This window comes from Luteimonas salinisoli (assembly GCF_013425525.1).
Classification (GTDB): Bacteria; Pseudomonadota; Gammaproteobacteria; order Xanthomonadales; family Xanthomonadaceae; genus Luteimonas; species Luteimonas salinisoli.
In genome coordinates, this window is the sequence record NZ_JACCKA010000044.1 from 20,836 (window position 1) to 45,156 (window position 24,321).

The 24,321-nt window shown below is 70.6% G+C and carries 20 protein-coding genes and 1 pseudogene; 6 read left to right on the plus strand and 15 right to left on the minus strand.

Going from position 1 to position 24,321, the window contains the following annotated elements; translation table 11 throughout:
• Positions 1-41: 41 nt before the first annotated feature.
• The 8 genes and pseudogenes from lpdA to purB form a co-directional block, all read right to left on the minus strand.
• Positions 42-1,478, minus strand: coding sequence for a dihydrolipoyl dehydrogenase (gene lpdA / locus H0E84_RS06040; RefSeq protein WP_180677738.1), 1,437 nt, complete (start codon positions 1,476-1,478; stop codon positions 42-44).
• A gap of 121 nt (positions 1,479-1,599) precedes the next feature.
• Positions 1,600-2,862 carry a dihydrolipoyllysine-residue succinyltransferase gene (sucB, locus tag H0E84_RS06045; RefSeq protein WP_180677739.1) on the minus strand — a complete coding sequence of 421 codons (1,263 nt, stop codon included), beginning with the start codon at positions 2,860-2,862 and terminating at the stop codon, positions 1,600-1,602.
• A gap of 36 nt (positions 2,863-2,898) precedes the next feature.
• Positions 2,899-5,727, minus strand: a complete 2,829-nt coding sequence (locus H0E84_RS06050; RefSeq protein ID WP_345776279.1) for a 2-oxoglutarate dehydrogenase E1 component — start codon at positions 5,725-5,727, stop codon at positions 2,899-2,901.
• 234 nt (positions 5,728-5,961) lie between these two features.
• A complete protein-coding gene (locus H0E84_RS06055; RefSeq protein WP_180677741.1) occupies positions 5,962-6,882 on the minus strand; it encodes a GNAT family N-acetyltransferase in 921 nt (306 codons plus the stop codon).
• Positions 6,881-8,104, minus strand: a pseudogene (locus H0E84_RS06060) (JmjC domain-containing protein); the annotation flags it as partial. The gene H0E84_RS06055 and the pseudogene H0E84_RS06060, both read right to left, overlap by 2 nt.
• A 47-nt stretch (positions 8,105-8,151) precedes the next feature.
• A complete protein-coding gene (locus tag H0E84_RS06065; RefSeq protein ID WP_180677743.1) occupies positions 8,152-8,958 on the minus strand; it encodes an ankyrin repeat domain-containing protein in 807 nt (268 codons plus the stop codon).
• Positions 8,959-9,132: 174 nt separating this feature from the next.
• The gene (locus H0E84_RS06070; RefSeq protein ID WP_180677744.1) at positions 9,133-10,575 is read right to left on the minus strand and encodes a Tle-like phospholipase domain-containing protein; all 1,443 of its coding nucleotides are present in this window, start codon (positions 10,573-10,575) and stop codon (positions 9,133-9,135) included.
• A gap of 182 nt (positions 10,576-10,757) precedes the next feature.
• Complete coding sequence (gene purB, locus H0E84_RS06075; RefSeq protein ID WP_180677745.1) at positions 10,758-12,158, minus strand: adenylosuccinate lyase; 1,401 nt, start codon at positions 12,156-12,158, stop codon at positions 10,758-10,760.
• 106 nt (positions 12,159-12,264) lie between these two features.
• On the opposite strand from purB, the gene H0E84_RS06080 reads away from it, so the two are divergent.
• Positions 12,265-13,668, plus strand: coding sequence for a class II fumarate hydratase (locus H0E84_RS06080; protein ID WP_180677746.1), 1,404 nt, complete (start codon positions 12,265-12,267; stop codon positions 13,666-13,668).
• 7 nt (positions 13,669-13,675) lie between these two features.
• Here H0E84_RS06080 and H0E84_RS06085 read toward each other — a convergent pair whose 3' ends face one another.
• The 6 genes from H0E84_RS06085 to H0E84_RS06110 are packed head-to-tail and all read right to left on the minus strand — an operon-like array spanning position 13,676 to position 17,855.
• On the minus strand, positions 13,676-14,221 hold the full coding sequence (locus H0E84_RS06085; protein ID WP_180677747.1) for a DUF2884 family protein: 546 nt from the start codon (positions 14,219-14,221) through the stop codon (positions 13,676-13,678).
• Between the two features lie 13 nt (positions 14,222-14,234).
• Positions 14,235-15,062, minus strand: coding sequence for a GIN domain-containing protein (locus H0E84_RS06090; protein ID WP_180677748.1), 828 nt, complete (start codon positions 15,060-15,062; stop codon positions 14,235-14,237).
• A gap of 56 nt (positions 15,063-15,118) precedes the next feature.
• A complete protein-coding gene (locus tag H0E84_RS06095) occupies positions 15,119-16,150 on the minus strand; it encodes an ABC transporter permease (RefSeq protein ID WP_180677765.1) in 1,032 nt (343 codons plus the stop codon).
• 17 nt (positions 16,151-16,167) lie between these two features.
• Entirely contained in the window at positions 16,168-17,046 is an 879-nt protein-coding gene (locus H0E84_RS06100; RefSeq protein ID WP_180677749.1) for an ATP-binding cassette domain-containing protein, read from the minus strand.
• On the minus strand, positions 17,043-17,414 hold the full coding sequence (locus tag H0E84_RS06105) for a GntR family transcriptional regulator (protein ID WP_180677750.1): 372 nt from the start codon (positions 17,412-17,414) through the stop codon (positions 17,043-17,045). The genes H0E84_RS06100 and H0E84_RS06105 overlap by 4 nt, the downstream gene beginning before the upstream one ends.
• 3 nt (positions 17,415-17,417) lie before the next feature.
• On the minus strand, positions 17,418-17,855 hold the full coding sequence (locus tag H0E84_RS06110) for a hypothetical protein (protein WP_180677751.1): 438 nt from the start codon (positions 17,853-17,855) through the stop codon (positions 17,418-17,420).
• Between the two features lie 150 nt (positions 17,856-18,005).
• Between H0E84_RS06110 and H0E84_RS06115 the strand changes: the two genes are divergently transcribed.
• The 5 genes from H0E84_RS06115 to H0E84_RS06135 all read left to right on the plus strand — a co-directional run bounded on the left by H0E84_RS06115 (position 18,006) and on the right by H0E84_RS06135 (position 21,393).
• A complete protein-coding gene (locus tag H0E84_RS06115; protein WP_180677766.1) occupies positions 18,006-18,545 on the plus strand; it encodes a glutathione peroxidase in 540 nt (179 codons plus the stop codon).
• Positions 18,546-18,639: 94 nt separating this feature from the next.
• Complete coding sequence (locus H0E84_RS06120; RefSeq protein WP_180677752.1) at positions 18,640-19,578, plus strand: FKBP-type peptidyl-prolyl cis-trans isomerase N-terminal domain-containing protein; 939 nt, start codon at positions 18,640-18,642, stop codon at positions 19,576-19,578.
• A gap of 82 nt (positions 19,579-19,660) precedes the next feature.
• On the plus strand, positions 19,661-20,434 hold the full coding sequence (locus H0E84_RS06125) for an FKBP-type peptidyl-prolyl cis-trans isomerase (protein ID WP_180677753.1): 774 nt from the start codon (positions 19,661-19,663) through the stop codon (positions 20,432-20,434).
• A 115-nt stretch (positions 20,435-20,549) separates the two neighbouring features.
• On the plus strand, positions 20,550-20,765 hold the full coding sequence (locus H0E84_RS06130; RefSeq protein WP_180677754.1) for a SlyX family protein: 216 nt from the start codon (positions 20,550-20,552) through the stop codon (positions 20,763-20,765).
• A gap of 7 nt (positions 20,766-20,772) precedes the next feature.
• Positions 20,773-21,393: a DUF2058 family protein gene (locus tag H0E84_RS06135; protein ID WP_180677755.1), complete on the plus strand. Its 621-nt coding sequence runs from the start codon at positions 20,773-20,775 to the stop codon at positions 21,391-21,393.
• 198 nt (positions 21,394-21,591) lie between these two features.
• Here H0E84_RS06135 and metH read toward each other — a convergent pair whose 3' ends face one another.
• Positions 21,592-24,318, minus strand: coding sequence for a methionine synthase (metH, locus tag H0E84_RS06140; RefSeq protein WP_180677756.1), 2,727 nt, complete (start codon positions 24,316-24,318; stop codon positions 21,592-21,594).
• Positions 24,319-24,321 lie beyond the last annotated feature (3 nt).

The following is a 24,321-nucleotide window of genomic DNA, read 5'->3' on the forward strand; positions in this document are numbered from 1 at the left end:
TCGGCTCTTGCGATTCCCGATTCCCGATTCCCGGCCCTAGATCAGTTCGTCTTGTGGATCGCCCGCTTGTCCAACGCCATGGCCGCGTCGTGGATCGCTTCGGACATGGTCGGATGGGCGTGGCAGATGCGCGCCAGGTCGTCGGCGGAGCCGTTGAATTCCATGGTCAGCACGCCCTCGTGCACCAGCTCGGAGACGTTGGCGCCGACCAGGTGGAGGCCGAGCACGCGGTCGGTCTCGGCGTGCGCGATCACCTTGACCATGCCGGCCGGCTCGCCCATCGCCACCGCGCGGCCGAGCGCGGCGAACGGGAAGGTGCCCACCTTGTAGGGCACCTCGTCTTCCTTCAGCTGCCTTTCGGTCCGGCCGACCCAGGCGATCTCCGGCTCGGTGTAGATCACCCAGGGGACGGTGTCGAGGTTGACGTGGCCGGGCAGTCCCGCGATCAGTTCGGCCACGGCGATGCCTTCCTCGAAGCCCTTGTGCGCCAGCATCGGCCCGCGCACGCAGTCGCCGATCGCCCAGACGCCGTCGACGCCGGTATGGCAGTGCTCGTCCACCTCGATGCGGCCGCGGTCGTCCAGCTTCACTCCGGTACCGTCGGCGAGCAGGCCCTTGCTGGCGGGCTTGCGGCCCACCGCGACCAGCAGCCTGTCGAACGTCGCGGTCTGCTCGCCGTCCTTGTCCTCGTAGGTGACCTCGACCTCGGCCTTCTTGCCCTTCTTCCTCACCTCGGTCTTGCCGACCTTGGCGCCGAGCCGGATGTCGAGCCCCTGCTTCCTGAACTCCTTGGCGGCGACCTTGGCCATCTCCGCGTCGGCGGCGGCGAGGAACTCCGGCAGCGCCTCCAGCACGGTGACCTCGGCTCCCAGGCGTCGCCAGACGCTGCCCAGTTCCAGGCCGATCACGCCGGCGCCGATCACGCACAGGCGCTTCGGCACCTCCGCGAAGTCCAGCGCGCCGACGTTGTCGACGACGGTCTCGCCGTCGAACTTCGCGAACGGCAGCTCGATCGAGTCGGAGCCCGCGGCGAGGATCACGTTGGTGGCCTTCAGCTCGACTTCGCTGTCATCGTGTTGCTTCACCTTGACCACGCGGTCCGGATGCAGCGTGGCGAAGCCGTAGTAGGGCGCAACCTTGTTGGCCTTGAACAGCATCGCGATGCCGCCGGTGAACTGCTTCACGATCTTGTCCTTGCGCCCGACCATCGCACCGACGTCGATCTTCGCGTCCTTGAAGCTGATGCCGTGGTCGCCGAACAGATGACCCATGTTCCAGTACTGGCGCGACGAGTCGAGCAGCGCCTTGGAGGGAATGCAGCCCACCCGCAGGCAGGTGCCCCCCAGCGCCGGCTTGCCGTCCTTGCCCAGCGCGGCGTCCACGCAGGCCACTTTCATGCCCAGCTGCGCGGCGCGGATGGCGGCGTGGTAGCCGGCTGGGCCGGCGCCGATGACGATGACGTCGAATTGTTCGCTCATGCTTCGCTCACAACGGGAATGGGGAATGGGGAATGGGGAATGGCAGGAGCGGCAAGGCGGGCCCGGAAACTGCTTCTCCGATTCCCGATTCCCGATTCTCCATTCCCGATGCTGCTCGGCATCACATGCCGAGCAACATGCGGTGCGGATTCTCCAGCTGGTTCTTGATATCGACCAGGAACAGCACCGCGTCCTTGCCGTCGATGATGCGATGGTCGTAGCTGAGCGCGATGTACATCATCGGCGCCGCCACCACCTGGCCGTTCTCGACGATCGCGCGCTCCTTGATCGCGTGCATGCCGAGGATCGCCGACTGCGGCGGGTTGACGATCGGGGTGGACATCAGGGACCCGAAGGTGCCGCCGTTGGTGATGGTGAAGGTGCCGCCCTGCAGATCCTCCAGCTTCAGTCCGCCCTCGCGCGCGGCGGTGGCGAAGTCGGCGATGCCCTGCTCGACCTCGGCGAAGCCCATCCGCTCGACGTTGCGCAGCACCGGCGTGACCAGGCCGCGGTCGGTGGAGATGGCCACCGAAATATCGGCGTAGCCGTGGTAGATGATGTCGTCGCCGTCGACCGAGGCGTTGACCACCGGATGGCGCTGCAGCGCGTTGGCGGCGGCCTTGGCGAAGAAGCTCATGAAGCCGAGCTTGATGCCGTGCTCCTTCTGGAACTGCTCGCCGAGTTCCTTGCGCAGCGCCATCACCTTGCCCAGGTTGACCTCGTTGAACGAGGTCAGCATGGCGATCGATTCCTTCGACTGCATCAGTCGCTGGGCGATGCGCTTGCGGATGCGGGTCATCGCCACGCGCTCCTCGGGGCGCGCTCCGCCGCCGACGCCGCCGGTGCGCCCGGCCGCGTAGTTGACCAGGTCCTCCTTGGTCACCGCGCCGCGGCGGCCGGTGCCCTGTACCTGCGAGGCGTCGATGCCCTCCTTCTGCGCGGTGAAGCGGGCGCCCGGCGGCAGTGCGGCTGACGGCGCGGCGCCCTTGTCGTTCTCCCGCTTCGCCATCTGCGGCCCTTCCTGGCGCGCGGCCTCGGTCTGCGAGGTCTCGTCCTTGGTGGCGGCGCTGGACTCGGACTTGCCGCTGGCGGCGGCCTTGTCGCCCTTCTCCTCCTTGCCCGCTCCCTTGTCGGCCGGCGCGCTGGCGCCTTCCTCGATGATCGCGATCACCTGCGAGCTGGTGACGGTATCGCCCTCGGCGAACTTCAGTTCCTTGATCACGCCGTCGACGGTCGAGGGCACCTCGAGCACGACCTTGTCGGTCTCCAGGTCGACGATGTTCTCGTCGCGGGCGACCGAATCGCCGGCCTTCTTGTGCCAGGTGGCGATGGTGGCGTCGGAGACCGACTCGGGCAGGACGGGGACCTTGATTTCAGTGGCCATGGGGCGGCTTCCTGGGAAAGCGGTGTGGGGTGGGAATCATTCGGCGGCGACCTTGCCCTTGAGCTTGTTGACCAGGGCGTCGGCGATCAGCTGCTTCTGTTCCTCGACGTGGTCGTTGAAGTGGCCGACCGCGGGCGAGGGCGAGCGCGTGCGCCCGGCGTAGTGCAGCTTCTGCCCGGGACCCAGGCAGGCGTCGAGGTGGTGTCTGATCTGGTACCAGGCGCCCTGGTTCTGCGGCTCCTCCTGGCACCAGACCAGGTCCACGCCCTTGCCGTAGCGGCGCATCTCGGCTGCGAGATCCTCGCGCGGGAACGGATACAGCTGTTCGACGCGGATCAGCGCCACCTGTTCGAGCGACTGCTTGCGCTGCTCCTCGAGCAGGTCGTAGTAGACCTTGCCGGAGCAGGCCACCACGCGCTTGACCTGCTTCGCGTCGGCCTGGTCGGCGATCAGGTGGCGGAACGCGCCATCGGACAGATCCTCCAGCGGGGACGCCGCCAGCTTGTGGCGCAGCAGCGACTTGGGGGTCATCACCACCAGCGGCTTGCGGGTCCTCATGCACAACTGGCGGCGGATCATGTGGAAGGCCTGCGCCGAGGTGGTCGGTACGCAGACGAACATGTTCTCCAGCGCGCACAGCTGCAGGAAGCGCTCCAGGCGCGCGGAACTGTGCTCGGGGCCCTGGCCTTCGTAGCCGTGCGGCAGGAACAGCGTCAGGCCCGACAGGCGCTGCCACTTGGCCTCGCCGGAGGTGACGAACTGGTCGATCACCACCTGGGCGCCGTTGGCGAAATCGCCGAACTGCGCCTCCCAGATGTCGAGCGTGCCCGGCTCGGAGGTGGAGTACCCGTACTCGAAGGCCATCACCGCCTCCTCGCTGAGCAGCGAGTCGATGATGGTGGCGTCCTCGGGGTTCTTCACCAGCTGCTGCAGGGGCACGTAGTCCTGGCCGCTGTTCTGGTCGTGCAGCACCGCGTGGCGGTGGAAGAAGGTGCCGCGGCCGCTGTCCTGGCCGACCAGGCGCAGCTTGTGGCCCGCGTCGAGCAGGGTGGCGTAGGCGAGGTTCTCGGCGAAGCCCCAGTCGCCGGGGATCTCGCCGGCGGCCATGCGGCGGCGGTCGTCGTAGATCTTGGCCACGCGCGCATGCAGCTGGACTTCGTCCGGGATGGTGTTGATCGCCTCGGCCAGCGCCTTCAGGCGCTTGGGGTCGACGCTGGTGTCGACCGGGTCGTCGATCCTGCCGGACAGGTACGGACCCCAGTCGATGGTGAGGTCGTAGTCGTCCGGGTTGGCGTCCGCGAGCTCGGTGGTGACCGCGCCGGCGTCGAGCTTGTCGCGGAAATCGTCGACCAGCCGCTTCGCCTCCTCCTCCGCGAGTGCGCCGGCCTCGACCAGCCGCGCGGCGTACAGGTCGCGCGGGGTCTTGTGCTTGCGGATCGTCCGGTACATCAGCGGCTGGGTCGCGGCAGGCTCGTCGGACTCGTTGTGGCCGTGGCGGCGGTAGCAGACCAGGTCGATCACCACGTCCTTGCCGAACTGCTGGCGGAACGCATAGGCCAGCTCGATGCAGAACACCACCGCTTCGGGGTCGTCGGCGTTCACGTGCAGCACCGGCGCGCCGACCATCTTGGCCACGTCGGTGCAATACAGGGTGGAGCGGGCGTCCTGGCTGTCGCTGGTGGTGAAGCCGACCTGGTTGTTGATCACCACGTGGATCGTGCCGCCGACCGCGAACCCGCGCGCCTGCGACATCTGGAACAGCTCCATCACCACGCCCTGGCCGGCGAAGGCGGCGTCGCCGTGCAGCAGCACCGGCAGCACGACCTTGCGCGCCTTGTCGCCGCGGCGGTGCTGGCGCGAGCGCACGCTGCCGACCACCACCGGATCGACGATCTCCAGGTGCGAGGGATTGAAGGCGAGGGCGAGGTGCACGGGCCCCGACGGCGTCTGCACGTCGGCGGAAAAGCCCATGTGGTACTTGACGTCGCCGGTGTGCGCCGGATCGTCGCTGGGCTTGTGGTCGAACTTGCCCTCGAACTCGTCGAACAGGCGCCGCGGCGGCTTGCCCAGGGTGTTGACCAATACGTTGAGGCGGCCGCGGTGGGCCATGCCGATGACGATGTCCTTCACGCCGTCGCCGCCGGCGCGGTGGATCAGGGTGTCCAGCAGCGGAATCAGGGCGTCGCCGCCCTCCAGCGAGAAGCGCTTCTGGCCGACGTACTTGGTGTGCAGGTAGCGCTCCAGACCCTCGGCGGCGGTGAGCCGTTCGAGGATGCGCCGGCGACGATCCGGGCCGGGATCGAAGCTGCCGCCGGCGCGCTCGAGGCGTTCGTACAGCCAGCGGCGCTGTTCGGCGTCGGTGATGTGCATGAACTCGGCGCCGATCGGTCCGGTGTAGGTCGCCTTCAGCAGCGCCAGCAGGTCGCGCAGGCGCATGCGCTCGCGGCCGCCCACCCCGCCGGTGCTGAACTCGCCGTCCAGGTCGGCCTCGGAGAGATTGTGGAAGGGCAGGCCGAGGTCGGGCGGGTCGAGCGGCGGCGCCAGCCCGAGCGGGTCGAGCCTGGCGCCCAGGTGCCCGCGCGAGCGGTAGGCGGTGATCAGGCGGCCGACGTGGCGCTCGCGCTCGTCGGCGGCGCCGGAGCCATGGCCGCGCGCCGCGCGCCGCCCGGCGGCGGCCACCGCCTCCCTCACCGCGGAATGCGGGACGTCTCCCGCCTCGCGGCCGGCGAAGCCGTCGAACCAGGATTTCCACTTCGCATCGACGCTGTCGGGATCGACCAGGTACCGCTCGTACAGCTCCTCGATGTAGGCGGCGTTGGCGCCGAGCTGGGAAGACTGCGCAAACTGCTTCAGGAGACTGTCCACGTCGGGCTGCTGGGGCTCGTTTTGAGGAGGTGGGCGCCGCCTCCGGCATGGAGCGCGGAGGCGGTGCGAATCGGGCGCACGAAGCCCGTGATTATAGCCGCAGCCCCGCGTGCGAAGCGACCTGCCGCGGCGTCGAACGCCGCGGCCCGGCGGCTCCACCTGCGTGCCTTCGCCCTTCCTTGCCCCGCGAGCCCGTGCGCCCGGCGCGGCATGCCCCGGTCGCATGGACAGGCATCAGAGCCCCAGCGCGCGCAGCTCGGTGCACGGCCGCGAGCGCTCCCACACCGGCCTGAACGCCTCGGCGAGCTGGCGGGCGCGCCCGGCGCCGTGACGCTCGTAGTCGCCGTCGAAGCGGTTGCCCAGGCTGCGGAAGTAGTAGCCGCCGTCGTCGTTGGCGACGAAGGCCGGGGCGTAGCCGCGATCGACCGGATCGACCACCTCGCGGAACCGGAAGCTGCTGGGCAGGCGCTGCGCCAGCCCCAGCAGGGGTGCGTGGGCGCGCTGCGCGGCACCGGCGTCGTGAAGGAGCAGGCGGGCCTCGCTGCCGCTGTGGCGGACCGCGAACGCGCGCAGCGCCTCCAGGACCTCGGGGGCGTCGAGCAGGCCCGGGTCCAGTTCGCGGCTGTAGATCCACAGCCGCCGCCGGGCCCGTTCAACCAGGTCCACGGTGGCCGCCAGGGCGTCCTCGCGGCGCTCGATGGCCTGCGGCCGCGCGAACGCCAGGCGCATCGCCTGGTGCTCGATCCCCGCCTCGCGGAAGCGCTCGCCATGGGGCACGAAGCCATGGCGCAGGTAGAAGTCGATCGCGCCGACCTGGGCATCGAGCGCCACTTCGCGCTGGCCGCGCTCGCGGGCGACCCGCAGCAGCGCCTGCAGCAGCGCCGTGCCGACGCCGCGGCCGCGCCACTCCGGCAGCACCGCCATGCGGCCGATGCGGCCGTCCGGACGCATCCGGCCTGTGCCGATGGGCCGGCCGCCGGCATCGCGCGCGAGCACGTGCGCGCAGGCGGCGTCGGCGGCGTCGAGCTCGAGTTCGCGCGGCACCCGCTGCTCGCGCACGAACACCGCTTCGCGGACCGCGCGCAGGTCCGCGTATGCGGCGCCGTAGTCCGCCGGCTCCACCCGGAACGGCTCGGCGGGCGCGCCTTCAGTCATCGCCGTCGACACCATCCGCGCCTGCAGCGTCCGCCGTCAGCAGCCGGTAGTGGCCCTGGCCGAGCAGCGCGAAGACCAGGTCGCGGGCGTCGTCGCCGAGGGCCCCGTAGAGCCGCGCGTCGATGCTGGCGGCGGCGGCGACGCGGCTGGCATCGCGCGCGGGCAGGGCATGCTCCTGCCCGGCCACGTACAGGCGTGCGCTGCGGCGAGCGCGGCGCCAGGCCATCCGCGTGAACGGATGCCGATGCAGGGCGCCGCCCTGCTGCAGGTCCCACTCCACCTCGATGCGCGAGCGAGGATCGGCGCCTGCCGCAGCCTCGCCGCCGGCGCGGTAGAGGGTGATGAAGCGCCCGAACCAGTCGCCAAGGCGGTCCGGGTCGTTCATCCGCAGCAGGTTCAGCGCCTCGACCACGCGCGCCATCGCCGCGGCGTCGATCTCGTATGGATCCGCGGCCGGCTGCAGGTCGGGGTCGCGGTAGCGCAGGCCCTCGTCGGCGTCGGCGATCATCGTGTCCACCCAGTCGCCCATCAGTTCGGCGGCCGAGGGCGCCCGCATTCCGATCGAGAAGGTCAGGCAGGCGTCCTCGGCGACGCCGTGGTGCGGCACTCCCGGGGGCAGGTACAGCATGTCGCCCGGGCCCAGCACCCAGTCGTGGGTCGGGGCGAAACGCTGCAGCAGTTTGAGTTCGGTATCGGGGCGGAAGTGCAGCGGCGGATCCGGACCGTCGTCGATCTGCCAGCGGCGGCGGCCCTGGGCCTGCAGCAGGAACACGTCGTACTGGTCGACGTGCGCGCCCACCGAGCCACCGGGCGCGGCGAAGCTGACCATGATGTCGTCGACCCGCCAGCGCGGCAGGAAGTCGAACGCCGGCAGCAGGGCAGCGACGTCGGCGTCCCATTTGTCGACGTCCTGCACCAGCAGTGTCCAGTCGCGGTCGGGCAGGGTGGGGAACAGCGATTCCGGGAACGGGCCGGTGCGCAGCAGCCAGCGGTCGCGGCCCTGCGGCGACGCGGCGCGCTCGTGCGCGACCAGGCGCGCCAGCACGCCGTCCTCGCAGGCCAGGCCGGCCAGATCCTCGGGCGCGATCGGGGACTCGAAGCCGGGGAAGGCGTTGCGGAGCAGCAGCGGACGCTTCTGCCAGTAGTCGCGCAGGAACGCCTCCGGCGCCATGCCCAGCGGCGGCAGTGCGGAGGCGTCGATCTCGATCGGGGGAGAACTCATGCACGAAAGCCTAACGCCTGCACGGCGCCCGGGCGAGCGCGCCGCGCTCAGGGTTCGCCGAGTCTGCGCCCGAGTTCGCTCTCGGCGGCCTCGATCTCGCGGTCCAACGTGCGGGCCGGTTCGCGCGTGCCCGGTTCCGCCGAGGCGCGTAGCCGGCGCAGGTGCTCCGGCTCCGCGGGGGCGGACAGGCCGCGCGCCGCCAACAGCGCCTGGCAGCGCTGCTGCCAGCGCGCCAGTTCCGGAAACCTGCCCGCCTGCACCGGCCACCAGTACACGTTCTCGACCACCGGCTGCGCACCGATGCGCGCGGCCACCGGCGCGTCCTCGATCCGCTGGCCGGGATCGGCGCCGTGCTCGAGCAGCCAGTGCGCCTTGTCGAACTGGCCGGCGCTGTAGTAGCCCAGCACGGTGTCGCCGGGAACGCCCGGCGGATGGGCATCGACATCGGCACCGCGCTCGACCAGCAGCTGCACATTCGCCCAGCGGCCGGCGAGCGCCGCAAGCTTGAGCAGGGGAATCCCGTCCGGGTCGCGGGTGTCCGGGTCGCCGCCGTGGTCGAGGAAGGCCGCCAGGACCTCGGGCGACCCGGCACGTGCCGCCCACACCATCACGCTGCCTGCCCCCGGAACCGCGCGGTTGGGGTCGGCGCCGGCCTCGAGTAGCGCCGCGGCGCCGGCGGGACTGTCGGTGAGCACCGGCCAGGCCGCAAGCGGCAGTCCGCCCGGCGAGACCGCGTTGGGATCGGCTCCGGCGGCGATCAGCGCCGCGACCTCGCCGCCGTCGCCCGCGCTGGCGCGGGCCAGGGCGAGGGCATCGCCATTGAAGTGGGCACCGATGTCGGGCAGCTCGCGCATGTCCGCTCCTGTCTGACGGGTCGGGCCGGCTGGCGCGTCCGCGGTGGCCTGGCCCTGGCAGGCGGGCAGCACCGCAAGCATGGCCGAGGCCAGTATGGCAGGCGCGACCCTGTGGCGCGGGTTCATGCGCGACAGCTTGGCGGCGCGCCCGTCATCGCCGCATGAATGCCGGGGTCAGCCGATCCGGTCGCGCAGCGCCTGCTCGCGGTCGCCGATCTCCGCCCCCAGCGAGTCGTCGAACACGCCGAAGCTGTGCCGCTCCACCATCTCGAGCATGCTGTCGCGCACCTCGCCGTCGGCGGCGCTGACCGCCACCGAGGCGACCGTTTCGACGCCCTCCAGCGCATCGCGGGTGAAGTCGCCACCCGCCTCGACCCAGTCGCCCACGGTGCCGACCGCGTCGCCGCCGCCGGACACCACGTCGCCCAGGCCACCGAGCAGGCCGCCGTCGGGCAGCCGGTCGCTCAGCCAGCCCAGGCCGTCGCCGGCCGTATTGGCGACATCCCGCACCAGCCCGGTCGCCCCGTCGACCCAGTTCGTGCCGCCGTCCACCAGTTCGCCGAAGTCGCTCAGCGGCATCGATTCCACGCGCCCGTTGATGTCCTCGACGATGTCGTCCAGGGCGATGACGCGCTCGCGCCCGCTGCCGTCCTCGTTGCGTGCGTCGAGGGTCACCACGTCGCCGACGGCATCGGGCAGTTCGCGCACCTGGGTGCCGGTGACGTCGGTCGGGAAGCGGACATCGTCCTGCCAGGCGTTCAGACCGTGCCCGAGCCCGTTCAGGATCGCCGCGAGCGAATCGGCGTTCTGGGTGTTCAGCCCGGCGGTCGCGTCCTGCAGTTCGGTCAGCACGTCGCCGTCCACCGCATAGGTGGTGACGTTGCCGTCTGCGTCCTCGAACGCCAGGCCGCGATCGGCCAGCGCTTCGGCGACGGTGTCGGGATGCACGCCGGCCGGATTGGAGACGATGGTGTCGGCGCCGGTGACCAGCCCGGCCGCGGTCGCCAGGCCGCCGCCCAGCGAATGGCCGCTGAAGATCACGTTGCCGCCGCTGGCCTGGTTGACGCGGGTGGCGATGTCCAGCGCCTGGTTGTAGAAGGCCTCCTCGTTGCCCATCGCCTGGGCGACGTCGGCGTTGACGTCGGCGAGGTCGCCGAAGTTGGTGCCCTCGAACTGCAGCACCGGGCGCGCGTCGGCGCCGTACACCTCGGGGTCGGGGATGAAGAGTTCGGCACGGAAGCCGCTGTCGTCGCCGGTGGGGCGCAGGTCGGCGTCGCGGATGCCGTATTGGGCGAGTTGCGCGGGCGTCGCGCGGGTCCAGCCGTCCGGAACCGTGTCGCCGGGCGCGATCGCGCGGCTGAGCGCCAGCACCTCGCGGTCGCGGTACAGCGTGGCGAGGCCATCGGTCTGCCGCCACAGTGCGCCGTCGCCCTGCTCCTGGGCGCGGGTGTAGCCGGCGACCAGCAGCTCGCGCTGCTGCGGGTCGGCGGTGGCGGCATTGGCGCGCGCGGCGATCTGCTCGGGACCCATCGGCGGCGGCGGCTGGCGGACCTGCTCGACCACCCTGGCGGCCGCCTCGCGGACGCTGCCGATGATGTTGCCGATATCGAGGGCCATGGCGGCGCTCCGCGGTGGGATCCGCGCCAGTCATAGCGCGTCCGGCGCGGCGCAGCCATCCGGGGGCGACCCTAGGTGTCGGGTCGCGGTCGCTCGGGGAGCGGTCGTACGGGCTTCGCGTTCATCTACGCGGCTGCAGGTGCCCAGCGTCCGGTCCTCGGACGGCCGGAACGTTCATCCGCTCAGACCTCGCGCGCGAGGCGTTCCGCCAGGCCGGTGTAGGCGCCCGGGGTCAGCGCCAGCAGCCGCCGCTTCTCGGCCTCGGGAAGCGCCAGCGACTCGATGAAGCCGCGCATCGCGGCGGCATCGATGCCCTGGCCGCGGGTCAGCGCCTTGAGCTGCTCGTAGGGGTTGGGCAGGCCGTGCCGGCGCATCACCGTCTGCACCGCTTCGGCCAGCACCTCCCAGGCGCCGTCGAGATCGGCCTGCAACCGCTGCGGATCGACGCTGAGCTTGCCGAGCCCGCGCAGCAGCGCGTCGATCCCGACCAGGGCATGGCCGAACGCGGACCCCAGGCCCCGCAGCACGGTGGAGTCGGTGAGGTCGCGCTGCCAGCGGCTCACCGGCAGCTTGGCCGAGAAGTGCTCGAACAGCGCGTTGGCGACGCCGAAGTTGCCCTCGGCGTTCTCGAAATCGATCGGGTTGACCTTGTGCGGCATGGTCGAGCTGCCGACCTCGCCTTCCTTCAGCGCCTGGCGGAAGTAGCCCAGCGAGACGTAGCCCCAGACGTCGCGGCACAGGTCGATGCACACGGTATCGATGCGGCGCTGCGCGTCGCACAGCTCGGCGATGCCGTCGTGGGGTTCGATCTGGGTGGTGTAGGGCTGCCAGTCCAGTCCCAGCGAGTGCACGAAGCGCTCGGCGAAGCCGTGCCAGTCGACCTCGGGATAGGCGGCCAGGTGGGCGTTGTAATTGCCGACCGCGCCGTTGATCTTGCCGGGCATGCGCGCCGCGGCCAGGGTTTCGCCCTGGCGCTGCAGCCGCGCCACCACGTTCGCCAGCTCCTTGCCCAGGGTGGTCGGCGAGGCCGTCTGGCCGTGGGTGCGCGAGAGCATCGGCAGGCCGGCGTGCTCGTGCGCCATGGCGCGCAGCTTCTCGATCAGCGCGTCGAGGCCGGGCAGCAGCACGTGCTGGCGCGCGTCGTCGAGCATCAGCGCGTAGGAGAGGTTGTTGATGTCCTCGCTGGTGCAGGCGAAATGGACGAACTCCAGCGCCCGGAGGAGGTCGGATTCGCCCTGCAGACGCTCCTTGATGAAGTACTCCACCGCCTTGACGTCGTGGTTGGTGGTGCGCTCGATCTCCTTGACCCGGGCGGCGTCGCCGACCGAGAAGCCGTCGGCCAGGCCGCGCAGCCTGGCGCGTTGGCCGGCGTCGAATTCCGGCAGTTCGGCGATGTCCGGGTGCGCCGCCAGCGCCAGCAGCCATTCGATCTCCACCCGCACGCGCGCGCGGATCAGCCCGTACTCGGAGAACACCGGACGCAGCGCGTCGACCTTGCCGGCGTAGCGGCCGTCGAGCGGGGAGAGGGCGAGCAGGCGGGATTCGGCCGGCGTGGCCGCGGCTGGCGTGGGAGCACCGGGCATGGAGAGGGACTCGGGTGATGACCAAGGCGCGGAGTCTACGCCGCCGCGCACATCGCGGCCACGGCCGGGCGGATAGACTGGCGCACGGCCCGTCACGGAGACCTCCATGTCCAAGCCATCCGCCCCGCGCCACCGCACCGAGCACGACAGCATGGGCGAGCTGCAGGTGCCAGCCGATGCGCTGTGGGGCGCGCAGACCCAGCGCGCGCTGCAGAATTTCCCGGTCTCGGGCCAGGCCATGCCGCGCGGATTCATCCGCGCGCTGGGCCTGGTCAAGGCGGCCGCGGCCGAGGCCAACGCCGGCCTCGGGCTGCTGCCGAAGGGGATCGCGCAAGCGGTGGCGAAGGCGGCGCGCGAGGTCGCCGACGGCGACCACGATGCGCACTTCCCGATCGACGTCTACCAGACCGGTTCGGGCACCTCGTCGAACATGAACGCCAACGAGGTGATCGCCAGCCTGGCGTCGCGCGCGGGGCGGGCAGTGCACCCGAACGACCACGTCAACCTCGGCCAGAGCTCCAACGACGTGATCCCGACCGCGATCCGGGTCTCCGCGCAGCTGGCTGCGGTCGAGCGGTTGCTGCCGGCCCTCAAGCACCTGCGCCGCACCATCGACCGCCGCGCCCGCCGGTTGCGCAATGTGGTCAAGACCGGGCGCACCCACCTGATGGACGCGATGCCGCTGACCTTCGCGCAGGAGTTCGGCGCGTGGTCGGCGCAGCTGGACTCCGCGCAGGCGCGCATCGAGGACAGCCTGAAGCGGCTGCGGCGGCTGCCGCTGGGCGGCACCGCCATCGGTACCGGGATCAATGCCGATCCGCGCTTCGGCAAGCGCGTCGCGACGCTGCTGTCCAAAGCCACCGGGACCAGGTTCGAGAGCGCCGCCGATCGCTTCGAGGGGATCGCCTCGCAGGACGACGCGGTGGAGCTGTCCGGCCAGCTCAGCGTGCTGGCGGTGGCGCTGATGAAGATCGCCAACGACCTGCGCTGGATGAATTCCGGCCCGCTGGCGGGGCTGGGCGAAATCGAGCTGCCGGCGCTGCAGCCGGGCAGTTCGATCATGCCCGGCAAGGTGAACCCGGTGATTCCGGAGGCGACCTGCATGGCCTGCGCGCAGGTGATGGGCCACCACACCGCGATCACCGTGGCCGGGCAGAGCGGCAACTTCCAGCTCAACGTGATGCTGCCGCTGATCGCCGCCAACCTGCTCGACTCGATTCACCTGCTGGGCAGCGTATCGCGCCTGCTCGCCGACAGCGCGATCGCCGGGTTGCAGGTACGCACGGACAACGTGGCCGCGGCGCTGGATCGCAACCCTATCCTGGTCACTGCACTCAATCCGGTGATCGGCTACGAAAAGGGCGCGGCGATCGCCAAGCGCGCCTACGCCGAGAACCGGCCGGTGCTGGAGGTCGCGCTGGAGGACAGCGGGCTGTCCGAGACCGAGCTCAGGAGCCTGCTCGACGCCGCCGCACTGACGCGCGGCGGGATCCCCGGCGGCCGGGAGTGAGCGTGGGTCAGGCGGATTCTCCGTCGGTCAGCGCCTCGGCCAACTCGGCGGCGTCCTCGATCAGGTAGGGCCGCAGCCGCGGCAACTGGCGGGCGATCTCGCGCTGGCGCGCCTTCAGCGCCTCGGCATGCGCTTCGAGCTTCTCCGCCTCGGCCTCGATCTTCGCCGCCTCGCTGTCGATCTTCTGTTCGATGTCCCCGGGATTGCCGCTCAGCACGCCCTTCAGCGCCTCGGTCACGGCCTTGCCGCCGAGCGCAACGCCTTGGCCGGCGATGTCCAGCGCGCCCTGGCGGATGCGGATCAGGTCGCCGTGGTAGTCGCGCAGCAGGGCCTGCTGCTGCGCTGTCAGCTCCACCGGTTCGCCGTCGATGGTCAGGGCGCCGTCGGCGGCGATCACCGCGCGGCCGCCGTCGCGAGCGCGCAGTTGCACGGTGCCGTCTTGCTTCACGCTGACACTGGCGCCCTCGACGTTGATGGTGGTGGGCGGGGTGCAGGCCGCGACCGCCAGGGCGATGCAGGCGGCCGCGGAGAGACGACGCAGGAAGGTCGGCATGGGCCGCTCCCGGTCAGCGCCGGCGCGGCACGTCGACCGCGCCGGCGACGCCGGAATGGTCGACCGAGCCGCTGCCCTTCGAACGCACGGTGAGGTCGCCGCGGACGTTGGCGATCTCGAGGTCGCCGGAGCCGATCGAGCCGACCGCGACGCTGCCGGCGACGTCGTCAAGTTCGGCGTCGCCCGAGCCGATCGAGCCGATCTCCACGTCGCCGCCCGCGCCTCGGAGCTCGAAGTCGCCGGAGCCGATGCTGCCGACCTCGACGTCGCCGCGCACGCTGCGGGCCTTGATGTCGCCCGAGCCGATCGACAGCACCTTCAGCGCGCCGATGTCGTCCAGCACGATGTCCCCCGAGCCGACCTTGGCAGTGACCAGGCCGCGGATGCGCTTGGCCTCCACGTCGCCGGAGCCGACGTCCGCGCTCATCGCCGCGGCGCCGGTCAGCCAGGCGTCGCCCGACCCTACCTTCAGCTGCACCAGCACGTCGTCGGGCACCTGGCCGGACAAGTCGAGATAGGCATACGCGTTGCCGAACGAGAAGACGCCGCCGCCTTCGCGCCCGGCGCGCACCAGCAGGCGGTCGCCCTCGCGTTCCTGGGTCAGCCGCAGCTCGTCCAGCCGGGCGGCGCTGGAGGCGCAGGCGCGGCCCGAGAGCCGGCCGTCGGCGCCGGACAGCGCTTCCAGCCTGAGCTTGTTGTGGCCGATGTCGAACATCACGGTCTTCACGCCGGACAGGTCGAGCTGCAGCTCTTGCGGTGCGGATTCCCGGCAGCGCCGGTCCTGGGCGTCCGCCGCGGCCGGCAGGACGAGCAGCAGCAGGGCGATGGCGATCGGTTTCATGGTGCGTTCCTCGCGGATGCGGGGCGCGGACGACGTCGCGCGCCGGTCAAGGGGGGTCAGTCGGTGAGCTCGCGGCGCCGGCGCAGCTGGATCGCACCGAAGATCAGCGCCGCGCCCAGCGCCGCGCCGATCCAGAGGTCGAGCGTGGCGAAGGCCTGCCAGCTGCTGGTGAAGTCGATCGCCAGCGCCAGATCCTCGGGTCCGTCGATCTGCGAGGCATTGTCCGGCGAGACGTTGCCGTTGAGATACCAGCTGCCGGGGACGATGCTGAGCAGGCCGCGGAACGCGATGGCATACCAGACCTTGTCGTGGACGATCGTCACGCCGGGAAGCGAGCCCAGCCAGCTGATCAGGGTGCAGCCCAGCACCGGCACCAGCACCGCCCACAGGAACGGCTTGCTGCGCGCCCAGGCCGAGCAGAACATCAGCCAGCCGACGGTCGGCAGCGCCCAGAACACGTAGACCGGCAGCGCCAGCAGCACGTTGGCCAGCACCCGGAACGGATGCGACTCGGTGAAGATCGCGCTGCCGCCGGGGATGCCGTTGGCCACCATCGCCGCGGCCGAGATCAGCCACATCACGAAGCCGATCGCCAGGCCCACGCCGATCGCGATCGCCGGCGCCAGCAGCAGTGCCCACATCGCCTTGGACAGCACCGTCTGCGCGTCCGAGACCGGCAGCGACTTCCAGAACAGCACGCTGCGGTCCTTGCGCTCGTCGTACAGCGAGCCCAGGGCGTAGAAGAACACCACGAAGACGAGTACCGCCGAGGTCAGGCCGACGCCCGTGAGCAGGGTCACGTCGCCGGCGAAGCCGAAGACCTCTCGCGCCGCCTCGATGCCGTGGGCGCCGTTGATCTCCATGCCGTCCCACTCGATGGCGCCGGCGGCCTTGGCGCGCTGGAACAGCACCGAGCTGGTGATCGTGCCGAGCAGGCTGAGCACCGCGATGATCGCGCCGGTGACCACCGGGGCCCAGAAGAACCCGCCCTTGTGCTCCCACAGCTCGCGCCTGAGCAGCAGCGTGAAGCGGTGCACGGGGTGCGGTTTGTAGCCTGCCGGCGGCGCCGCGCCGGCGGCGCCGGTCATGGTGTCGGTGGTGGCGTTCATGCGTAGGTTCCTTTCATCGTGGCGACGAACAGGTCGGCCAGTCCCGGGTTGCGGGTCTCGCCGAAGGACGACAGTGCGGTGGCCGAGACCCCGTCGAACAGCATCACCGTCTTTCCGAAGGGTAGACCGCGCTCGTCGATCGGCCCCAGGGCGCGCGCCGCGTCGGCCTGGTCGGCGTTCACCAGCACCTCGGTGAAACGCCCGCCGAGTTCGTCCATGGTGGCGTCGAGCACGATTCTGCCGCTGCGGATGAACAGCACGTCGGTGAGGATGTGCTCGATCTCCTCGACCTGGTGGGTGGTGATGACGATGGTCTTCTGCTCGTCGAAGTAGTCCTCCAGCAGGCGCTGGTAGAACTGCTTGCGGTAGAGGATGTCCAGGCCCAGGGTCGGTTCGTCGAGCACCAGCAGGCGCGCGTCGATCGCCATCACCAGGGCCAGGTGCAGCTGCACGATCATGCCCTTGGAGAGCTCGCGAACCCTGGAATTGGGCTTGAGCTGGGTATTGGCCAGGAAGCGCTCGCAGCGCGCCCGGTCGAAGCGCGGATGGACCCCGGCTACGAACTCGATCGCCTCGCGCACCCGGATCCAGCGCGGCAGCACCGCGACGTCGGCGATGAAGCAGACATCGTTCATCAGCGCGTCGCGTTCGCTGCGCGGATCGCGGCCCAGCACCTTCAGCTCGCCCTCGAACGGGATCAGCCCGAGCATCGCCTTGAGCGCGGTGGTCTTGCCGGCGCCGTTGGGGCCGATCAGCCCGACGATCCTGCCTGCCGGGATGTCGAAACGTGTGTCGTCGAGCGCCAGGGTGTTGCGGTAGGCCTTGCGCAGGCCGCGTGCGCTGACGACCAGGTCGGTGGGATGCTCGGTGCTCACTTCTCACCTCCGTTGCGGATCGGCCGGAGCAGGTCTTCCATCGCCAACCCCAGGCGCTGGATGCGTTCGAGCACCTGCGGCCATTCCTCGTTGAGGAAGCGCTCGCGCTCGGTGGCCAGCAGTTTCTTCGACGCCTCGTCGGTTACGAACATCCCTAGTCCCCTGCGTTTTTCGACAAGCGCCTCGTCCGCCAGCTCCTGGTAGGCGCGCGAGACGGTGATCGGATTGAGTTGGTATTCAGCCGCGACCTGCCGCACCGAGGGCAGGGCGTCGCCGGGCTTGAGCACGCCGTCGAGCATCATCGCGATGACGCGCTCCTTCAGCTGCCGGTAGATGGGAGCGCCGTCGCTCCACTGGATCGAGGTCATGGGTCAGCTCCCGCCGCCGCGCAGGCCCTGCGCGAATGAGAAATAGGGCATCGCCAGGGCTCTGCGTCGGCGACCGTCGCCGCGCGGGCGTTCGGCGGTGGCGGCCCTGGCCCGCGGCTCCGATGCCGGGGCATCGGCCTCCTGCAGGATCGCCGCCACCGCCGCCTCGGCCGCGACCGCTGCCAGGAAGTCGGAGGACAGGGCGATCATCTCGCCTGTGGAGGCCGCCCGTGCCATCTGCGTCTCGTAGTCGCGGGTGCGGGCCTCGATCGACCGTTCCGTGGCGATCCGCGCCGGCAGCGCCGCGTCGGCCCGGGCCAGCGCCGTCGCCTGGAGGGCGGACTGCTGCGGAGGAAGCGGGGCCGCGGCCATCAGTCCCAGCATCAGGAACCCGCTGCTGATCGAGAAAGCCAGTATCGTGTTGTGGAGCCTACGGTTCATGTCGAACCTCCTGCCCTGGTTAACCGGTGTTGTATGCAACTATAACACCAGAACAGGTGATGTCAACCGGTGGCTCCGCAATTTTCCCCCAACTGAAGTCACGGTCGCCGAGGAATCGCCATGAAATCCTCAGTTAAGTTCGAAATTTCAATGTATTGCGCGGTATTTTTGATGTGGTTCGTCACGCTGACGGCCTGGGCAGCCGAGCCGTTGCTGGCCCACAGCTACCGGCCATTGGCAGGGCAGGAACCCGTCGACCTGCAGGCGACCTATGGCGGCGACGTCCTGCTGGTGGTCAACACTGCCAGCAAGTGCGGGTTCACGCCGCAGTTCGAGGCGCTCGAGGCGCTGCACGCCCGCTATCGCGAGCAGGGCTTCGCGGTGCTCGGTTTCCCGTCCGGCGACTTCAAGGAGCAGGAGTTCGATGACGAGGAGGCGATCCGCGAGTTCTGTACGCTGACCTACGGGGTGCGCTTCCCGATGTTCGAGAAAGTGCAGGTGGTCGGCCCCCAGGCGACCGGCCTGTACCGCGATCTGCTCGCCGCCACCGACGCGGCGCCGCAGTGGAACTTCCACAAGTACCTGATCGGCAGGGACGGGCGGGTCCTGGCGAATTGGGGCAGCCGCACGGTCCCGGACGACCCGGAGGTGGTCTCGGCGATCGAGCGCGCCCTGCGCGAACCCCGATGAACGCCCGGGACGCGCACGATTGCCCGACCGCGCCGGCGCCGCGACAATAGGCGGTCATGCGTCGCCCGGCGACGTCCAACAGGAGACTGGTTAGATGAAGATTGCGATGCGCGGCGCGGCCGCGCTGTGCCTGTTCGCGGCCTGGCTGGCGGCGTCGCCGGCGCTGGCGCAGGCGCCCGGTTCGGAGCGCGACAAGATCAGCTACATGATCGGCATGGACGTGGGCCAGTCGATCGCGCCGGTCGGCCCGGACCTCGACTATGCGGCGTTCGAGCGCGCCTTGCGCAACGCCTTGGACGGCGGCGAGCCGCTGCTCGGCGAGGAGCAGATCCAGGAGGTCGGTCAGGCGCTGATGCAGCGGATCGCCGCGCGCAACGGCACCAGCCTGCCCGGCACCCCGCCGGGCTCGGCCCCGCCGGAGGTGGACAGCGCCAGCGTCGGGCTGCTGGTCGGCGCCGATGTCGGGCGCTCGCTGATGCCGATCCGCGACGAGATCGAGGTGGCAATGCTGATTCAGGGCCTGCGTGCCCGCATCGAGGGCGGCGAGCTGCTGATCGACGAGGCCGAGGCGGAGGCGCTGCGCACGGCGTTCTCGGCGCGCGTGGAGTCGAAGATGCAGGCCGAGGCCGCGCAGGCCGGCGAGCGCAACCGCGCCGAGGGCGCCGCCTTCCTCGCCGCCAACAGGGAAAAGCAGGGCGTGTTCACCACGTCGTCCGGCCTGCAGTACCAGGTGATCCGCCAGGGCTCCGGCCGCCGTCCGCTGCCCAACGAACGCGTGCGCGTGAACTACCATGGCACCCTGCTCGACGGCGAGGTCTTCGACAGTTCCTACGAGCGCGGCCGGCCGGCCGAGTTCGGCCTCGACCAGGTGATCCCCGGCTGGACCGAGGGCGTGGCGCTGATGCCGATCGGCGCCAAGTACCGGTTCTGGATCCCCGGCGAGCTCGCCTACGGCGCCAGCGGCACCGACGGCGGTCAGATCGGCCCGAACGCGACCCTGGTGTTCGACGTCGAGCTGCTCGACATCCTCTGACGGCATCCTGCCCCTCTGCGCCCGCACCGCGGGCGCTTGCCGGCCCGGCCGGCCTTCCCCCGAACCCCGAAGGAGTTTTCCGATGACGATTTCCCCGCGCGCCGCCCCGGCGCTGCTCTCCATCGCACTGCTGATCGCCCTGGCCGCCTGCAAGCCGCTCGACACGGAGACCGGCAAGCCCGCGGACGCCGGCGCCGCGCAGGGCGACGATGCCGCGGCGGCGATCGACGTGCCCGGGTTGGAGAACGAGAAGCAGCAGGTCGGCTATGCGATCGGCCTGGAACTGGGCGCCACCCTGGTGCCCGTGAAGGACGAGGTCGATCTGGAAGCCATGCTGATGGGCGTGCGCGACACCCTGGACGACAAGGAGCCACGGCTGAACCAGGAACAGCTGGTGCAGGTCATGCAGGGGCTCGGCGAACGCATGCAGGCCCGCCAGGCCGCGCGCGCAGAGGACGCCGCGGCCGAGGGCCGGGCGTTCCTGACCGAGAACGCGGCCAAGCCGAACGTGCAGACCACCGAGTCCGGGCTGCAGTACGAGGTGCTGGAGGAAGGCGAGGGCGACCCGCCGAAGCCGGGCGACCGGGTGAGCGTGCACTACGAGGGCAAGCTGCTGGACGGCACCACGTTCGACAGCACCCTGGAGCGCGGCGAGCCGGCGATGTTCTCGCTGGACCAGGTGGTGCCGGGCTGGCAGGAGGGCCTGCAGCTGATGTCGCCGGGCAGCCGCTACCGGCTGTGGATCCCCAGCGAGCTCGGCTATGGCGAGCAGGGCACCCCGAACGGCCCGATCGGCCCCAATGCAACGCTCGCCTTCGAGGTGGAGTTGCTCGAGGTGATGCCGGCCGCCGAGTAGGCGGCCATCCGCGGCCGCGGCCGTCGCCGCGCGCCGCCCGGCCGGTCGCGCCCGCGACCGGACGCGGCTAACATGGTGCCGGCCCCGCGCCGGTCGCCGCCTGCAAGGTTGACCCGTGGACGAAACCCTCGAACAACGCGTCGTCGAACTCGAGACCCGCCTGGCGTTCCAGGAACAGGCCCTGGCCGAGCTCGGCGAGGCCATGGCTGCGCTGCGCCTGGAAACCGCGCGCAGCGCCGAGCTGTTCCGCCACGGCCTGGAGGAGATGAAACAGTCGCGCGGCAGCTTCTTCGCCGATCCGGCCGACGAGCCGCCACCTCCGCACTATTGACGCCGACATGAGCGATTCCCTGCGCGACCAGCTGCTGGGCCTGGGCTTCAAGGCGCCGGCCTCACAACCGAAGAAGCCGCCGCGCGACAGACAGCCCGGCGCGAAGCCGCCGCGCTCCGCCGAGCAGCGCCGTGCGGCCGGCAAGCGCCCGCCCGCGCGCGCCGAGGCGCCTGGAGGGGGGCGGCGCGGTAGCCGCAGCCGCGAGGAGATCGACCTCGCCAAGGCCTATGCGATCCGCGCCCAAAAGGAGAAGGAGGAGCGGATCGAGGCCGAGCGCAGGCGCCAGGAAGAGGCGCGCCAGCGACGCGAAGCGCGCGCCAGGCTGGCGACGCTGCTGCAGGGCCGGGGGCTGAACGCCGAGGAGGCGGACATCGCCCGGCACTTCGAATACGGCGGCAAGATCAAGCGCGTCTACGTGACCGCGGCGCAGCTGGCGGCGCTCAACGCCGGCGAACTCGGCGTGGTGCAGCTCAACGGTCGCTACCTGCTGGTCGACGCCGCCACCTTGGCCGAGACGGAAGCGGTGTTCGCCCCGGCCGTGGCGCTGAAGGTCGATCCGGCCGCCGACGCGGCCGACGATCCCTATTCGGATCCGCGTTACCAGGTGCCCGACGACCTGGTCTGGTGACCCGTGGCGTGCTGCGGGCCGCAAGAGAGTGGCGGGCCATGCGGATGCCATGGCCGCCGTGGGCGGTGAAAAGCCGCGGGAGCGGGCCATGCCCGCGAAAGCCGGCGCGCTCCACTGCACCCGCGCAAGCCGCCTGCCTGGCCGGAGCCCCCCGCGGCCTTCGCGGCCATCGGCCGCTCCTACGGGGGCGGCGCACCGCTATTCCGGGTCGTAGTCCAGGTTCGAAGCCAGCAGGCGTTCGGCGCGTGCGCGGGAGATGCCCTTGCGTTTCGCGTAGTCGTCCACCTGCTCCTTCGACACCCGGCCGACCACGAAGTACTGGCTGCGCGGATGGCTGAAGTAATAGCCGGAGACCGCCGCGGTGGGCAGCATCGCGAAGTTCTCGGTCAGGCGCATGCCGATGCGCGCCTCGACGTCCAGCATCGCGAACAGGGTCGCCTTCTCGCTGTGCTCGGGGCAGGCGGGGTAGCCCGGGGCGGGGCGGATGCCGCGATACTTCTCGGCGACCAGCGCCTCGTTGTCCAGCGCCTCGTCCGCGGCGTAGCCCCAGTACTCGGTGCGCACGCGCTGGTGCAGGCGCTCGGCCAGCGCCTCGGCGAGGCGGTCGGCCAGCGCCTTGAGCAGGATCGCGTTGTAGTCGTCGTGGTCGGCCTCGAACCGGGCGACGTGTTCGTCGATGCCGATGCCGGCGGTCACCGCGAACGCGCCGATCCAGTCCTCGCGGCCGGATTCGGCGGGGGCGATGAAGTCGGCCAGGCTGAAGTCCGGCCGCTCGGGCGGCTTGTCGACCTGCTGGCGGAGGAAGTGCAGCACCACCGTGTCGGCGGTGGCATCGTCTTGCGTCTTGCCGTCGCCGTTCCCATCGGGCACCGTCGTCACCTCGACGTCGTCGCCGACCGCGCGCGCCGGCCACAGCCCGAACACCGCGCGGGCCGTCAGCCACTTCTCCTCCACGATCTGGCGCAGCATCCGCTTGGCGTCCGCGAACAGCTCGCGCGCCTGGCTGCCGACCACCGCGTCGTCGAGGATCGCCGGGTAGCGCCCGGCCAGCTCCCAGGCCTGGAAGAACGGGGTCCAGTCGATGATCTCCAGCAGATCCTGCAGCGGGTAGTCGTCGAGCACGGTGACGCCGGTGCGGTTGGGGCGTGGCGGCGCGTACTCGGCCCAGCCGCCGTCGAAACGCTGCGCACGTGCCTTGGTCAGCGACACCAGCCGCTTGGCGTCGCCGCGATTGCGGTGGCGCTCGCGGATCTCGGCGAAGTCGGCATCGTTGGCGGCCACGAACTTCTGGCGCAGATCGACGCTGACCAGCGACTGCGCCACCCCCACCGCGCGCGAGGCGTCCTTCACCCAGACCGTGGGCGAGGGGTAGTGCGGTGCGATCTTCAACGCCGTATGCGCGCGCGAGGTGGTGGCGCCGCCGATCAGCAGCGGGGTCTCGAAGCCCTGGCGCTTCATCTCGCGGGCGACGTGGCCCATTTCCTCCAGCGACGGCGTGATCAGCCCCGACAGGCCGATCAGGTCGGCACCGATCTCGCGGGCCTTGTCGAGGATCGCCTGCGCCGGGACCATCACCCCGAGGTCGGTGACCTCGAAGTTGTTGCAGGCCAGCACCACGCCGACGATGTTCTTGCCGATGTCGTGCACGTCGCCCTTCACCGTAGCCAGCAGGATCCGGCCGTTGGGCTTGCCGGCGTTGCCGCTGCGCTCCTTCTCGGCCTCGATGTAGGGCAGCAGGTGGGCCACCGCCTTCTTCATCACCCGCGCCGACTTCACCACCTGCGGCAGGAACATCTTGCCGGAGCCGAACAGGTCGCCGACCACGCCCATGCCGGCCATCAACGGCCCTTCGATCACCTCCAGCGGCTTGTCGAACTGCTGCCGGGCCTCCTCGGTGTCCGCGACCACGTACTGGTCGATGCCGTGCACCAGCGCATGGCGCAGGCGGTCGGCCACGGGCGCCTCGCGCCAGGCCAGGTCCTCGACCCGCGCCTCGCCCTTGCGGCCGCGGTAGCGCTCGGCCAGCTCCAGCAGGCGCTCGGTGGCGTCGCTGCGGCGGTTGAGCACCACGTCCTCGACGCGCTCGCGCAGTTCCGGGTCGAGATCGTCGACGATCGGCAGCGCGCCGGCGTTGACGATGCCCATGTCCATGCCGGCGGCGATGGCGTGGTAGAGGAACACGGCATGGATCGCCTGGCGCACGACTTCGTTGCCGCGGAACGAGAACGACACGTTGGACACGCCGCCGGACACGTGGCAATGGGGCAGGGTGCGGCGGATCTCGCGCGTGGCCTCGATGAAGTCGACGGCGTAGTTGTCGTGCTCGGGGATGCCGGTGGCGATCGCGAACACGTTGGGGTCGAAGATGATGTCCTCGGGCGGAAAGCCGATGCGCTCGGTGAGCAGCCGGTAGGCGCGGGTGCAGATCTCGACCTTGCGCTCGCGGGTATCGGCCTGGCCCTGCTCGTCGAACGCCATCACCACCACCGCGGCGCCGTAGCGCCGCACCAGCCGCGCCTGCTCCAGGAAGGTGTCCTCGCCCTCCTTGAGCGAGATCGAGTTGACCACGCCCTTGCCCTGCAGGCACTTGAGCCCGGCCTCGATCACCGTCCACTTCGACGAGTCCACCATGAAGGGGATGCGGGCGATGTCCGGCTCGGCGGCGATCAGGTTGAGGAAGCGGGTCATCGCCCGCTCCGAGTCGATCATGCCCTCGTCCATGTTGACGTCGAGGATCTGCGCGCCGCTCTCGACCTGCTGGCGCGCCACTTCCACCGCCTCGTCGTAGCGGTCGTCCTTGATCAGCTTGCGGAAACGCGCGCTGCCGGTGACGTTGGTGCGCTCGCCGATGTTGACGAACAGCAGGTCCGGGGTGATCACCAGCGGCTCGAGGCCGGAGAGTCGGGTATGGCGGGGTTCGGTCATGCG

Coding starts and splice junctions, on each gene's coding strand:
- lpdA (WP_180677738.1), bottom strand. CDS start 1,478: ATGAGCGAACAATTCGACGTCATCGTCATCGGCGCCGGCCCAGCCGGC.
- sucB (WP_180677739.1), bottom strand. CDS start 2,862: ATGGCCACTGAAATCAAGGTCCCCGTCCTGCCCGAGTCGGTCTCCGAC.
- H0E84_RS06055 (WP_180677741.1), bottom strand. CDS start 6,882: ATGACTGAAGGCGCGCCCGCCGAGCCGTTCCGGGTGGAGCCGGCGGAC.
- H0E84_RS06065 (WP_180677743.1), bottom strand. CDS start 8,958: ATGCGCGAGCTGCCCGACATCGGTGCCCACTTCAATGGCGATGCCCTC.
- H0E84_RS06070 (WP_180677744.1), bottom strand. CDS start 10,575: ATGGCCCTCGATATCGGCAACATCATCGGCAGCGTCCGCGAGGCGGCC.
- purB (WP_180677745.1), bottom strand. CDS start 12,158: ATGCCCGGTGCTCCCACGCCAGCCGCGGCCACGCCGGCCGAATCCCGC.
- H0E84_RS06080 (WP_180677746.1), top strand. CDS start 12,265: ATGTCCAAGCCATCCGCCCCGCGCCACCGCACCGAGCACGACAGCATG.
- H0E84_RS06085 (WP_180677747.1), bottom strand. CDS start 14,221: ATGCCGACCTTCCTGCGTCGTCTCTCCGCGGCCGCCTGCATCGCCCTG.
- H0E84_RS06090 (WP_180677748.1), bottom strand. CDS start 15,062: ATGAAACCGATCGCCATCGCCCTGCTGCTGCTCGTCCTGCCGGCCGCG.
- H0E84_RS06095 (WP_180677765.1), bottom strand. CDS start 16,150: ATGACCGGCGCCGCCGGCGCGGCGCCGCCGGCAGGCTACAAACCGCAC.
- H0E84_RS06105 (WP_180677750.1), bottom strand. CDS start 17,414: ATGACCTCGATCCAGTGGAGCGACGGCGCTCCCATCTACCGGCAGCTG.
- H0E84_RS06110 (WP_180677751.1), bottom strand. CDS start 17,855: ATGAACCGTAGGCTCCACAACACGATACTGGCTTTCTCGATCAGCAGC.
- H0E84_RS06115 (WP_180677766.1), top strand. CDS start 18,006: ATGTATTGCGCGGTATTTTTGATGTGGTTCGTCACGCTGACGGCCTGG.
- H0E84_RS06120 (WP_180677752.1), top strand. CDS start 18,640: ATGAAGATTGCGATGCGCGGCGCGGCCGCGCTGTGCCTGTTCGCGGCC.
- H0E84_RS06125 (WP_180677753.1), top strand. CDS start 19,661: ATGACGATTTCCCCGCGCGCCGCCCCGGCGCTGCTCTCCATCGCACTG.
- H0E84_RS06135 (WP_180677755.1), top strand. CDS start 20,773: ATGAGCGATTCCCTGCGCGACCAGCTGCTGGGCCTGGGCTTCAAGGCG.
- metH (WP_180677756.1), bottom strand. CDS start 24,318: ATGACCGAACCCCGCCATACCCGACTCTCCGGCCTCGAGCCGCTGGTG.